We start from the raw sequence: 12,986 nt of genomic DNA, 5'->3' as shown, positions 1-12,986 counted from the left end.
GGCAGGCCTCCGAGCGCCGCCGCTCCGGCGGTCGACACGGCTGCGCCGCCTCGCTGGTGACGGTGTGTCATCCCCGTTCACCGCCCTTCGGACGGCTGGTGGGCGCCCCGGCCACCGCCTGGACCGCAGCCGGGTCGAGGTCGAACAGCTCGCGCAGCGCCTCCGCGTAGGAGGCCCCGCCCGGCTCCCCGGCCAGTTGCTTGACCCGCACGGTCGGCGAGTGCAGCAGCTTGTCGACGACCCGGCGCACGGTCTGCGCCAGCTCGGCCCGGGCCCTGGCGTCCAGCTCGGGCAGCCGACCGTCCAGCCGCTCCAGCTCGGTACTGACCACCTCGGAGGCCATCGCCCGCAGCGCGACCACGGTCGGGGTGATCGCGGCGGCCCGCTGGGCGGCGCCGAAGGAGTCGACCTCCTCGGCGACGATCCGGCGCACCGCCTCGACGTCCAGCGCCCCGGCGGCGTCCTCCACCTCGCGGGCCGCCTCGGCCAGGGTCTCCAGGTCGACCAGGTGCACCCCGTCCAGGCCGTGCGCGGCCGCGTCGACGTCGCGCGGCATGGCGAGGTCCAGCAGCGCCAGCGGCGTCGTGCCGCTCCGCTTGGACACCGCGGCGGCGATCGCCTCGGCGGACAGCACGATGCCGGCCGCGCCGGTGCAGGAGATCACCAGGTCGGCCTCGGCCAGCGCGGTGCCGACCTCGGCGAAGGGGACGGTGCGCGCGCCGGCACCCGTACCCGACAGAGCGGTGCCGAGCGTGGCGGCCAGCCGCTCCGCCCGCTCGGGCGTGCGGTTGGCGATGGCCAGTTCGGTCACACCGGCGCGGGCCAGCGTCGCCGCGGCCAGCGAGCTCATCGAGCCGGCCCCGACGACCAGGGCGCGCATCCCGGCGACCGGGCCGGCACCGGCCGCGATCCGCTCCAGACCGAAGGTGACCAGCGACTGGCCGGCCTTGTCGATCCCGGTCTCGCTGTGCGCCCGCTTGCCGACCCGCAGTGCCTGCTGGAACAGCTCGTTCAGGCCGCGCCCGGCGGTGTGCTGCTCCTGCGCCAGGGACAGCGCGTCCCGCAGCTGGCCCAGGATCTGCCCCTCGCCGACCACCATCGAGTCCAGCCCGCACGCCACCGAGAACAGATGGTGCACGGCGCGGTCCTCGTAGTGGACGTAGAGGTGCGCGGTCAGCTCCTCCAGGTCGACTCCGGTGTGCTCGGCCAGCAGCACGGACAGATCGGCCACACCGGCGTGGAACTTGTCCACGTCGACGTAGAGCTCGATCCGGTTGCAGGTGGCCACCAGCGACGCCTCGCCGACCGGCGCGGCCGCCGCGGCGGCGTGCAGCAGCCGCTGCGGGGCGTCCCCGGTCAGCGAGGCGCGCTCCAGCAGCCCCACCGGTGCGGTGCGGTGGCTGAGGCCAAGTACCAGAAGGCTCACGCTGCTGCCTCGCTTCCCAGGCTCGTTCTCCGGGCGTTCATGCCGGCACCACCGCCGACACGTCGCCGTCGTCCCCGCGGTCCGCCTCGGTCGCGGCGGTCGCAGCGGCCTTGCCCCTGGCGCGGGTCACGGCACGGGCGGCGGCAGCGGCCACGGCCTTCGCTCCCGCCCCAGGGCGTGAGACTACTGCGGGCGGCTCGTCGGCGAGGTGGTCCTCGCCGGACTTGCGCTGCTCGTGGAAGGCGAGGATCTGCAGCTCTATCGACAGGTCGACCTTGCGCACATCCACCCCCTCCGGGACGGACAGCACGGTGGGGGCGAAGTTGAGGATGCTGGTGACCCCGGCCGCGACCAGCCGGTCGCAGACCTGCTGCGCGGCGCCGGGCGGAGTGGTGATCACGCCGATGGAGACGTGCTCCGCCCGGATGATCTCCTCCAGCTCGTCCATGTGCCGGACCGGCAGGCCGGCCGCGGTCTGCCCGGCCAGCGCGGGATCGGCGTCCAGCAGCGCCGCGACCCGGAAGCCGCGGGAGGCGAAGCCGCCGTAGTTGGCCAGGGCGTGGCCCAGGTTCCCGATGCCGACGATGACGACCGGCCAGTCCTGGGTCAGGCCCAGCTCACGGGAGATCTGGTAGACGAGGTACTCGACGTCGTAACCCACGCCCCGGGTCCCGTAGGAGCCGAGGTAGGAGAAGTCCTTGCGCAGCTTGGCCGAGTTGACCCCGGCGGCGGTGGCCAGTTCCTCCGAGGAGACGGTGGGCACCGAGCGCTCGGAGAGCGCGGTCAGGGCACGCAGGTAGAGCGGCAGCCGCGCGACCGTCGCATCGGGAATCCCCCGGCCGCGGGTGCGCCTGGGGGCGCCGCCTGCGGGCGGCGAGGCTGGGGTGGAACGTCCAGATGCCACGGTGCTCCTGAGGGTGAAGCTGTGCTGCGAACGCCAGGCTATGCGTTTGTGAACGTGTGCACAAAGATGGTGTCCGTTTTGTCCCGGCCGAGTGACGCGCATCACGCACGCCCCGTCAGCACGCCGAGCGGCCCGTCCGCGCGCAGCCGCGCCGCGGCGGTCCGCTGAAGCGTGCGCAACGGCCGGTCGGCGGGCGGGAGTCGCGGCCAGGGGACGGTCGCGGCGGCGGCCACCGCCCCGGCCAGGTCGGCGTCGGAGCCGCGCAGGCAGCGGCGGAGCAGCGCCGCGGTCGCCCTGGCGTCGCCGAGGGCGGTGTGCGCGGCATGCGGCGGCAGCCCGACGGCGGCGACGCAGTCGCGGAGCGAGTGCCCGGTGCCGCCCGGCAGTACCCGTCCGGCCAGCGCCATGGTGCAGAGCGAGGGCGCGGCCGGCAGCACCACCCCGATCCGGGCGAACTCCCGCACCAGGAAGGCCAGGTCACTGCGGACCTGGTGACCGACCAGCAGCCGCCCGCCGAGCAGTTCCAGCAGGAACGGGGCGATCTCGCGGAAGGCGGGCGCGCCCACCACGTGCCGCTGCGCTATCCGGTGCACCTCGGTCGGACCGACCGGCCCGGCCGGGTCGATCAGCGTGCTGAACTCCGCCCGCACCCGCAGCGAGGCGTGGTCCAGCAGCACCACGCCGACCTCCACCACCCGGTGCCGCCAGGGGCTTCGCCCGCTCATCTCGACGTCGACGACCGCGATGCCGCGAGCGGAGCCAGGGCCGGACAGCACGGTTTCCACTCCTCGGGGATTCGGGGAGTGCGCCGGTACGACGCACTCCGCCCCCCTCGGCATCGATCAATTAGATGGTAAGCACACCGACCGCCGATCCCCCAAGTTCGAGCCGGTGCCCCGGGCGATCGTCACCACATCGTTCCCGGCGCGATCGTTCCCGGCGCGATCGTTCCCAGCGCTGACCGCGAACCGGGAGGCGCGGCGGCTACGCGCCCAGCGCCTTGCGGAGCCGGGACTCGTCCACCCGCCAGAAGTCGTGCTGGCGGCCGTCGATCAGGGTGACCGGGATCTGCTCCCAGTACTTGCGGAACAGCTCCGGATCCTGGGTGATGTCCTGCTCCTCCCAGGCGAAGCCGAGCTCCCCGGCAAGCCGGGCGACGACCGCCCTGGCGTCGTCGCAGAGATGGCAGTCCGGCTTGCCGATCAGCGTGATCAGGTGATCGGCGGGACTCTTCCGGGGGTCACGACGCAGCAGAGGGCTCACCCGCGCCATTCTGCCCGGTCGCCGATACGGGATCGCACCGCTCCGCTGGCTATGCTCGCCGTATGTCCAGGCTGCGAAAGCTCCCGCAGGAGAAGCGTTCCTCCGCCGTACTGGCGGGCACCGCCGCCGCGCAGGCGGCCACCGCCGCCCAGACCACCGAGGCCACGGCCAACGAGGCAAGGGCCGCCGAGGCCACCGCCAGCGGGACCACCGCCCCAGAGGCCGCGAACAGCGACTCCGCGACCGACGGCGCCGGGGCCGGGGCCGCCGGCGCCGCGCCCGGCGCGAACACGGCTCCGTACGGCGGGCCGGAGGAGGCCGCCGACCACCAGGCCGCGGCGTTCTTCGACTGCGACAACACCATCGTGCAGGGCGCGGCGATCTTCTACCTGGGCCGCGGCCTCTACAAGCGCAAGTTCTTCAGCAAGCGCGAGCTGCTGCGCTTCGCCTGGCAGCAGGCGTACTTCCGGCTGCACGGGGCAGAGCACGCCGGGCACATGGCGGACGCCAAGGAGAGCGCGCTGTCCATCGTGCAGGGGCACCGGGTGGAGGACCTGGAGGCGATCTGCGAGGAGATCTTCGAGGAGTACATCGCCGAGAAGATCTGGCCCGGAACCCGCGCCCTGGTGAAGATGCACCTGGAGGCCGGGCAGCGGGTCTGGCTGGTCACCGCGGCGCCGCTGGAGGCGGCCCGGGTGATCGCGGCCCGGCTCGGGATGACCGGGGCGCTGGGCACGGTCGCCGAGGCGATCGGCGGGATCTACACCGGCCGCCTGGTCGGCGAGACCCTGCACGGCCCGGCCAAGGCCGAGGCGGTCAAGGAGCTGGCCGCGCGCGAGGGGCTGGACCTGGCCCGCTGCGCGGCCTACAGCGACTCCTCCAACGACATCCCGATGCTGTCCCTGGTGGGCTTCCCGTACGTGATCAACCCGGATGCGGAGCTGCGGCGACACGCCCGTGAGCAGGGGTGGCGGGTACGCGACTTCCGCACCGGCCGCAAGGCGGCCCGGGTCGGGATCCCGGCAGCGGCCGGTCTGGGCGCCGCGGCCGGCGGCACCGCCGCCGCGCTGGCCCTGTACCGGAACCGGCGACGCCGCGCCTGATCGGTTCCGATCGCCGCGCCCCGGGCGCGAACACCGGGGCGAACTCCGTGCGAACCCTCGCGCGAACCGGCGCCGGCCCTGTGGCCGGACGGCCCCCGCGGAGGAGGTCCGCCGCGGCTTGATCATCAAGCGCTGACATCTGATCAGTTGAGAGCAGACCTGCGCGGATCCCATCGGGCATAGCCGATCACATACTGCCACCAAGCAGTAACCGATGTGACTGAAGCGGCGAATTTGGCGACAGGGTGTAGCTGTTGTTGCACGAAGCGTTATTCTCGTCAGACGCACGCCGGAGCCCATGTGTCCCACGCTGGGTAAGCGGGCCCGCACTGCACGTAAACAGTTCTGCCTCTGGGAGTCCCGTGTACCCACACGTCCGGAACGACGCGCCTGCACCCTCCCTGGCCCCCGACGGCACCGCCGCGGGTGGCCTGGATCTGCTGCGCACCCTGGTACGCGAGCAGTTGTCCCCACTCTCGTCGTTCAGCGCGCTCGCCGTGGCCGGCGGTGTCGGCGGCCTGGAAACGACCGCCCCGCCACGCGGTTCGATGGCGCTGCGCACCCGCACCTCACCCGCCTCCTCACGCCCCCGGAACTCGTCCTGGGACCGGGCCGAGCCCCAGGTCTCCGCCGACAACCCGATCATGAAGCTGGTCGAACGGGCCCAGGACGGCGACAGCGAGTCATTCGGACGGCTGTATGACCACTACTCCGACACGGTGTACCGCTACATCTACTACCGGGTCGGCAGCAGGGCCACCGCCGAGGACCTCACCAGCGAGACCTTCCTGCGGGCGCTGCGCCGGATCGGCACCTTCACCTGGCAGGGACGCGACTTCGGCGCCTGGCTGGTGACGATCGCCCGCAACCTGGTCGCGGACCACTTCAAGTCCAGCCGCTTCCGGCTGGAGGTGACCACCGGCGAGATGCTCGACTCCAACGAGTGCGAGCGCAGCCCGGAGGAGTCGGTGCTGGAGTCGCTGTCCAACGCGGCGCTGCTGGACGCGGTGCACCGGCTCAACCCGCAGCAGCAGGAGTGCGTCCGGCTGCGCTTCCTGCAGGGCCTGTCGGTCGCGGAGACCGCGCGGATCATGGGGAAGAACGAGGGCGCCATCAAGACGCTCCAGTACCGGGCGGTGCGCACGCTGGCCCGGCTGCTGCCCAGCGACGCCAGGTAGCCGTCTCCCCTCATGACCCTTCACCCCCAAGTCCTTCACCCTCAAGATCCTGCGGGCGTAACCGAGCATCCCCGACGCTCGTTGCGCAGAGTGCAAAGTCCTCGTTGCGATACCGGAAACGCTGCGGCGGGGCTGTGCATCACCCTTTGGGGTGGTCTCAGGCACGACTGCGCAACCGTCCGGTCGGCCGAGTTGTCGACAACGACGAGAGGAGGTGCTGCCCATGACAGCCAACGTGCTTGAGCACCGTAGGGCGAGAGCCTTCGCCGACGCTGTGGAGGACCGCCCCAGCACTGCGGCCCCCAGCGGGCCGGGAGAGCACAGAGGCGAGTTCAGAGGCGAGTTCGGCGCACTGCTGGCGCTGGTGGACGCGCTCGCCGAGGAGCCCCTGCCCGCCCTCGACCCCCAGGTGCGGATGACCCAGCGGGCGCTGCTGGTGGCCGAGTTCGAGCGTGCCTTCGCGGGCGGCGGCGGTGCGGCCGTCCCCGGCCAGCGCAGCCGCGGCGCGCACCGCGCCACCGAGGCCGCCCGCCGGTTCCGTCCCAGCACCCGCTGGGGCCGTCGGCTGGCCGTCAGCGGACTCGCCGCCGGTGTGGCGATGGGGGCGCTCGGCGGGGTCGCCGCGGCCAGTTCCTCGGCCGTTCCCGGGGATTCGCTGTACGGCATGAAGCGCGGCCTGGAGAACTGGCAGCTGGACCTGGCCGGCTCGGACGCCGAGCGCGGCCGGCTGCTGCTCGACCAGGCATCCCACCGGATGTCCGAGGCCGAGGAGTTGACGTCCCGCCCGCAGAACGGGCAGGCGCTGAGCCCGCACGTGCTGGCCGAGGTCGCCCAGGCGCTCACCGACATGAACGCCGAGGGCAGTGCGGGCCGCGACCTGCTGAAGGCCATCTACCAGCAGGACCACGCGCTGGCCCCGATGCAGCGGCTGGCCCGGTTCGCCGAGACCCAGCAGCAGCAGCTGCGGGCCATCGAGCCCCGGCTCGACGGCCAGTTGGCACCGGTCACCAGCGAGGTCCAGAACCTGCTCGCCGGGATAAACGCGGACCTGGCGCCGCTGCACCTGGCTCCCGCTCCCGGCAGCGCCGACACCGGCGCACCACAGCCCGGCGGCAGCGACGGCGGCGGCACCGACGCGGGCACCGGTACCGGTGCGGCCACTGCGGGCCAGACCGCCGGCACGGCCCCGCAGGGCGCCACCACCAGCGGCACCGGCACGCTCCGGAACAGTTCCCCCGGGGCCAGCCCCAGCACCACCTCCGGCAGCGGCGGCCTGGTCGGCTCGCTCACCGGCGGGCTGCTGGGCAACGGCGCGCCGACCACGTCCCCGTCCGCGACGGCGCCGGGGGGCGCCGGAGCCACCGGTGGCGAGGCGGCCTCGCCGACCCCGGGCAACGGCGTCAGCATCCCCCCGCTGCTCCCGGGCCTGCTCCCGGGCATCGGGCTGGGCGTCTCCGGCGGCAGCTGACCGGCCGGGTGCGCGTCGGAGGTTCCCCTCCGGCGCGCACCCGTCGGCAGACGGCCGAACCCAGAAGAAGACGGACCCTAGAAGAAGACCGAACGGCGCTGCACCAGGAGCTTGTAGAGCGAGTGCTGCACGGTCTCGCGGACCTGGTCGGTGAGGTTGAAGAGCAGCATCGGATCGTCCGCCGCCTCGGGCGGGTAGCTGTCGGTGGGGATCGGGGTGCCGAACTGGATGGTCCACTTCGTCGGCAGCGGGATCGCCCCCAGCGGGCCCAGCCACGGGAAGGTGGGGGTGATCGGCACGTACGGCAGGCCGAGGATCCGCGCCAGCGTCCTGGCGTTGCCGATCATCGGGTAGATCTCCTCCGCGCCCACGATGGAACACGGAACGATCGGGACGCCCGCCCGCAGCGCCGAGGAGACGAAGCCGCCGCGGCCGAACCGCTGGAGCTTGTAGCGGTCCGCGAAGGGCTTGCCGATGCCCTTGAAGCCCTCCGGCCAGACACCCACGATCTCGCCCAGCTCCAGCAGTCGCTGCGCGTCCTCGTTGCAGGCCAGGGTGTGACCGGCCTTGCGGGCCAGCTCGTTGACGCCGGGCAGCACGAACACCAGGTCGGCCGCGAGCATGCGCAGGTGACGCCGGGTCGGGGTGTGGTCGTGGATCGCGACCTGGGTCATCAGCGCGTCCCAGGGCAGCACCCCGGAGTGGTTGGCGACGACCAGCGCGCCACCGGTGGTGGGCAGGTTCTCCGCGCCGCGCACCTCCAGCCGGAAGTACTTCTCGGCGATCGGACGCACCGCGCTGAGGAACACCTGCTCGGTGAGCTCCCGGTCGAAGCCGAACTCGTCGACCTGGTACTCGCCGGTGAGCCTGCGCCGCAGGAAGCCCAGACCGCCGGCGGCCCGCTGCTCCCAGCCCTTGCCCAGCAGCCGGTCCGCGACCCCGCCCAGCGGCCCGGCCAGCGCCTGGCCCACAGCGCCCGCGACCGCCTCCGCCAGCCCGCCGCCGGATGGCACCGGGATGCCGTCGTCGGAGCTCCCGTCGGCGCTCTCTTCGGCGCTCTCGTCGCCACCCTGATCGGTGCTCCTATCGGCCCGCGCCTCCGCGCCCGCCGGCTCCGCCTGTTCCCGCGTCCGGTCCCGCTCATGGCGGCCCCGCCCGGAGCGGGTCCGGCCGGCGCTGATCGGGATCACCCGCGCCACGCCGTCCTGCTCGACGGGGTCGAGCCCGGCGGCAGTGTCCTGGTCCGTCGCGGCGGCGGGCTCGGCGGCGGTCACGGCAGCCGGCTCGGCGCCGGGCTCCACGCCCGGCTCGGCCGGGAACCCGGCCGCGGGCTCCGCCGCGGGCTGCGGCACCGGTGCGGCCGCGGCACCGGCCGCCGACCGCCGGCCCACCCCGCGCCTGCGCGGCTTGCCGGTACCTGGCTGTTCCGTCGCGGAACTCATCGCGTCTTCCCTCCACCGATCGGCAGCAGTTCCGCCACCCGGGTCGTCCACCTGGCCACCTGGTCCGGCTGCAACAGCCCCGGACGGGTGCTGCCCGCCAGGTCGGCCAGCGCCGCGTCGGTGGTGTAGCGCGGGGTGTAGCCGAAGGTCTCCCGCAGCTGGGTGGTGTCGACCACCCGGCCGTGCGTCAGCATCCGCATCTGCTCCGGGGAGAAGTCCAGCAGCCCGGTCTGCCGGGCCAGTCCGGCCACCCAGCTGACCGCCGGCAGCAGCATCGGCACCGTCGGCCGGCCCAGCCGCCGCGCGGCCTGGGACAGCACCAGCACGCCCTCGCCGGCCACGTTGAAGGTCCCGCTGTTGGTGGTACCGCGCCTGGGCTCTGCCGCCGCGAGCCGCAGCACCTCGACCGCGTCGTCCTCGTGGACGAACTGCAGCCGGGGGTCGTAGCCGAGCACGGTGGGCAGCACCGGCAGCGCGAAGTACTCGTTCAGCGGGGTGTCGGCCTGCGGGCCGACGATGTTGGCGAAGCGCAGCACGCAGACGGCGACGTCGGGCCGGCGCCGGGCGAAGCCGCGGACATAGCCCTCGACCTCGACGGCGTCCTTGGCGAAGCCGCCGGTCGGGAACACCTTGGGCTGCATCCGCTCGTGGAAGACCGCCGGGTCCCGCGGCGCGGACCCGTAGACGCTGGTCGTGGACTTCACCACCAGCCGCTGCACCGACGGGGCCTTCTGCACCGCGGCGAGCAGCTGCATGGTGCCGATGACGTTGGTCTCCTTGACCGTCGACCGGCTGGTCGAACCCAGCATCGTGGTGCTGACGTTGAGGTGCACCACGGTGTCCACCGCGTGCTCCGCGATCACCCGGGCCAGCGTGGGCCTGCGGATGTCGGCGCGGACGAAGCGGTACTCGGCGAGCGCGGCGTCGGTCCCTGCACGGTCCGCCGTCCCTGAACGGTCGGCCGGTCCGGAGAGGTCGTGCGTGGAGGGCTGCACGTCGACACCGACGACCAGGTCCACCCCCGGCTCGCGGCGGACGGCCCGGACGAAGCGGCTGCCCAGGTGCCGGGCGACCCCGGTGACGAGCACGACTTTTCCCAACGGACAGTCCCTTCCGCCTGCGGCACGGATGGCGCCCGGCCTCAGCTGCACCGTATCGCGCCGATGTTGCGAGGCAGTGTCAGGCGCCCGACGCGCGAGGACGTGGTCCCGTCGTCCCGGTGAACGGCCACCGGACAGAACGCCGCCGCCCGCTCCGACAGTAGCGTCGGAGCGGGCGGCGGGACACCTCGTCGGCGCACTGCTGCGACCGCGGGCGGCTTACTTCTTGTTGCGACGCTGAACGCGTGTCCGCTTCAGAAGCTTCCGGTGCTTCTTCTTGGCCATACGCTTGCGACGCTTCTTGATGACGGAACCCACTGACAACCCTCACTCACTGGACAAACCCGCAGGAGCGGGAGTCAGAGTCCAAACGACTGACGTAAGCCACCAGCGTACCGAAACCTGGGTCCAGGACGTTAATCCGCCCCCCGAGTGCCGTCCGCCTGGTGTTCAGGTCCGCCGAAGCACCCGCCCCCGGGGGCAATCCACCCCTGACCGCAAACGGTCCGGCCGGGGCAGGAGAGCCCCGGCCGGACCGTCGTCGCGCTGCGCTCTCGTCACTTCCGTCCTGGCTCAGCCGCTCTGCCAGCCCTCGCCTACGCGGTCTCCCGTCCCACGTAGGACTCGCGAAGGTAGTCGTGGACCGCCTGCTCCGGTACCCGGAAGGAGCGGCCCACGCGGATCGCGGGCAGCTCACTGCTGTGCACCAGGCGGTACACGGTCATCTTCGACACTCGCATCACCGAGGCGACCTCCGCCACGGTGAGGAAGTTGACCTCGTTCAAAGGCCGCTCTCCAGACGCCATGACAACACCGACCCTTATCCGTGTGACGGGCACCGGCTTCCCCTCCGGTGACTCCAGCCAGCACACGCGTATACCCAGAGTAGGTGCGGGTGGTACCAGTGGGAAGAGGGAGGAGCCGCCCGAGATTACTGAGACATACCGGCCTGTTGCAGTACGTAGGCACTCAGCAATCCGTAGCACTCCGGTCGCACACCGTCGTCGAGCGGAACGGCCAGCTCCACGTCGCCCTCTGCCTCGGCGACGAACACCCCGGGGTCGTTGGAGTCCGCCAGGCCCGCCGCCCTGACGCCCAGTCGGCCGGCCCCGCAGGCCCAGCCGTGGTCGCCGAGCACCAGGTCAGGGCGGGGGTCGCCGCCGTCCGCCAGGGCCGCGAGGGCGAACCTGACCGGCTGCGGCGAGTGGGTGTGCACCGGCTCCGAGAGGGCCCCCGGCCCCGGCCCGCCGTCCGCGCCGGAGCGGGGCGCTCCGTTCGGCGGTGCCTCTTCATACACCCGGAGGACCGCGGTGCGCCGCACGTACCCCAGCGCACAGGAGCGCGCGCCGTCCGGGAAGTGCATCAGGAAGGGCGAGTTGTGCGCCGGCGTGAGGACGGCGCAGCCCGCGGCGCCGAGCGCGTCGCCGAGGTCGGCGTAGAAGCCGCCCAGCGGGCGGGGGTGGCCGGTGCCGAGCAGCACCGCCCCGCGCCGCGCGGCGGTGTCGGCGACGATCCCGGCGAGCCGGTCCAGCGCACGGACGGTCAGGTCCGGGTCGATGGTGTCCTGGCCGTGCCGGTGCTCCGGGTCCGCGGAGACGCCGCAGCGACGGGCCATCAGTTCCAGTACCTCGGCCTCGTCCCAACTGCCCTCGGGGTCGAGGCCGAACATCACCCCGGGGTCGCGGCGGGCGAACCGGGAGTAGTTCCTGAGGTTGTTTTCACGGGGGGTGGCGACCTGGCCGGCGATCCGACAGGCCATCAGGTGTGCGTACAGTTCCTCGGCTGCGATCACCCGGCCAGTGTCGCAGCGGGGAGCCGGGCCGCGGGGCCGTATCCGCGGGGCGGTGCCGACGGGGTGATGCCGGCCGGGCGGTCCCGGGGACCGCCACGGAGGCGGCGTCAGAAGTGCAGCCCGTGCAGCGGGAAGACGGCCTTGCGAGTGGCCAGCACCGCCTGGTCCAGCCGGTCGGCGGGGTCGTACCCGGCCTCGAAGTCCCGCCAGGCCGCGGTCATCCCGTCGGTCATCCGCTCCGGGGCGTGCTGCCGGGTCAGCCGGTGCACCTCGGCGCGCCACTCCTCCGGGGTGGGCTCCTCCGGCGCGATGGGGTGTCCGGCGGCGATGGCGACCAGGTGGGTCCAGCTCCTGGGGACCACGTCGGCCACCGCGTAGCCGCCGCCGCCGAGCGCCAGCCAGCGGCCCTCCGCATGTGTGTCGGCCAGTTGGGCGAGCGCGGCGGCGACGGCGCGCTGGGCGTCCAGGCTGACCGCGAGGTGGGCCAGCGGGTCCTCGATGTGGGTGTCCGCACCGTGCTGGGTGACCAGCACCTGCGGCCGGAAGGCCGCCAGCAGCTGCGGGACGACGGCGTGGAAGGCGCGGAGCCAGCCGGCGTCGCCGGTCCCGGCCGGGAGCGGCAGGTTGACCGCACCGCCGGGCGCGGCCGGGCCGCCGACCTCCTCCGCCCAGCCGGTCTGCGGGAACAGCGTGCGGGGGTGCTCGTGCAGCGAGATGGTCAGCACCCGGGGGTCGTCCCAGAAGACCCGCTCGACGCCGTCGCCGTGGTGCACGTCCACGTCGACGTAGGCGACCCGCCGGGCGCCGAGCTCCAGCAGCCGGGCCACGGCCAGGGCGGCGTCGTTGTAGACGCAGAAGCCGGAGGCGCTGCCGGGCATGGCGTGGTGCAGCCCGCCGGCCACGTTCACCGCTCTGCCGCCGCCGCGCCAGACCGCCTCCGCCCCGGCCACGGACTGTCCGGCGATCAGCGCGGAGGCCTCGTGCATCGCCGCGAAGGCGGGGTTGTCCTCGGTGCCCAGGCCGCGGGCCGGGTCGGGGACGCCGGTCGCCGCGGTCTGCCGGACGGCGGCGATGTAGGCCGGGTCGTGCACCAGCTCCAGGGTCGAGTCACCGGCGGGCGGCGCCGCGTCCACGGTGACCCCGGGCAGCCGGTCCAGGCCGAACGCCCGGACCAGCGCCATCGTCAGCCGCAGCCGGACCGGGTCCATCGGGTGGCCGGGGCCGAAGTCGTAGCGGGTGACCGCGTCGTCCCACTGCAGCCGCATCGGTACGGGGCGGCCGGCGGGCGCGGGGGCGGCGGCGCCGGGCGC

General features: G+C 73.4%; 13 protein-coding genes. 3 read left to right on the top strand and 10 right to left on the bottom strand.

What is annotated here, in order from left to right:
* Positions 1-67: 67 nt before the first annotated feature.
* The 4 genes from ABH925_RS13175 to ABH925_RS13160 form a co-directional block, all read right to left on the bottom strand.
* Positions 68-1,426, bottom strand: a complete 1,359-nt coding sequence (locus tag ABH925_RS13175) for a glutamyl-tRNA reductase (protein WP_370147630.1) — start codon at positions 1,424-1,426, stop codon at positions 68-70.
* A gap of 37 nt (positions 1,427-1,463) precedes the next feature.
* Entirely contained in the window at positions 1,464-2,330 is an 867-nt protein-coding gene (locus ABH925_RS13170; RefSeq protein ID WP_370147629.1) for a redox-sensing transcriptional repressor Rex, read from the bottom strand.
* A 101-nt stretch (positions 2,331-2,431) separates the two neighbouring features.
* A complete protein-coding gene (locus ABH925_RS13165) occupies positions 2,432-3,106 on the bottom strand; it encodes an exonuclease domain-containing protein (protein ID WP_370147628.1) in 675 nt (224 codons plus the stop codon).
* Positions 3,107-3,314: 208 nt separating this feature from the next.
* The gene (locus tag ABH925_RS13160) at positions 3,315-3,602 is read right to left on the bottom strand and encodes a glutaredoxin family protein (protein ID WP_370147626.1); all 288 of its coding nucleotides are present in this window, start codon (positions 3,600-3,602) and stop codon (positions 3,315-3,317) included.
* A gap of 53 nt (positions 3,603-3,655) precedes the next feature.
* Between ABH925_RS13160 and ABH925_RS13155 the strand changes: the two genes are divergently transcribed.
* The 3 genes from ABH925_RS13155 to ABH925_RS13145 all read left to right on the top strand — a co-directional run bounded on the left by ABH925_RS13155 (position 3,656) and on the right by ABH925_RS13145 (position 7,342).
* Entirely contained in the window at positions 3,656-4,696 is a 1,041-nt protein-coding gene (locus ABH925_RS13155) for an HAD family hydrolase (protein WP_370147625.1), read from the top strand.
* Between the two features lie 362 nt (positions 4,697-5,058).
* Positions 5,059-5,874, top strand: coding sequence for an ECF subfamily RNA polymerase sigma factor, BldN family (locus tag ABH925_RS13150; RefSeq protein ID WP_370147624.1), 816 nt, complete (start codon positions 5,059-5,061; stop codon positions 5,872-5,874).
* Positions 5,875-6,097: 223 nt separating this feature from the next.
* Positions 6,098-7,342: a DUF5667 domain-containing protein gene (locus tag ABH925_RS13145; protein WP_370147623.1), complete on the top strand. Its 1,245-nt coding sequence runs from the start codon at positions 6,098-6,100 to the stop codon at positions 7,340-7,342.
* Between the two features lie 77 nt (positions 7,343-7,419).
* Here ABH925_RS13145 and ABH925_RS13140 read toward each other — a convergent pair whose 3' ends face one another.
* From ABH925_RS13140 to ABH925_RS13115, 6 genes are all read right to left on the bottom strand, one after another.
* Entirely contained in the window at positions 7,420-8,784 is a 1,365-nt protein-coding gene (locus ABH925_RS13140; RefSeq protein WP_370147622.1) for a lysophospholipid acyltransferase family protein, read from the bottom strand.
* Positions 8,781-9,884, bottom strand: a complete 1,104-nt coding sequence (locus ABH925_RS13135; RefSeq protein WP_370147621.1) for an NAD-dependent epimerase/dehydratase family protein — start codon at positions 9,882-9,884, stop codon at positions 8,781-8,783. Before ABH925_RS13135 ends, ABH925_RS13140 begins: the two co-directional genes overlap by 4 nt.
* Positions 9,885-10,103: 219 nt before the next feature.
* Entirely contained in the window at positions 10,104-10,202 is a 99-nt protein-coding gene (locus tag ABH925_RS13130; RefSeq protein WP_003948845.1) for a 30S ribosomal protein bS22, read from the bottom strand.
* 278 nt (positions 10,203-10,480) lie between these two features.
* The gene (locus tag ABH925_RS13125; RefSeq protein WP_030261033.1) at positions 10,481-10,690 is read right to left on the bottom strand and encodes a helix-turn-helix domain-containing protein; all 210 of its coding nucleotides are present in this window, start codon (positions 10,688-10,690) and stop codon (positions 10,481-10,483) included.
* A 125-nt stretch (positions 10,691-10,815) separates the two neighbouring features.
* Entirely contained in the window at positions 10,816-11,676 is an 861-nt protein-coding gene (locus ABH925_RS13120) for a phosphatase (protein ID WP_370147620.1), read from the bottom strand.
* A gap of 107 nt (positions 11,677-11,783) precedes the next feature.
* On the bottom strand, positions 11,784-12,941 hold the full coding sequence (locus ABH925_RS13115) for an acetoin utilization protein AcuC (protein ID WP_370147733.1): 1,158 nt from the start codon (positions 12,939-12,941) through the stop codon (positions 11,784-11,786).
* Positions 12,942-12,986 lie beyond the last annotated feature (45 nt).

Source organism: Streptacidiphilus sp. EB129 (assembly GCF_041262645.1).
GTDB lineage: Bacteria > Actinomycetota > Actinomycetes > Streptomycetales > Streptomycetaceae > Streptacidiphilus.
Note: the sequence above shows the minus strand (reverse complement) of the source record. Positions and strands in the feature narration are given on the sequence as shown.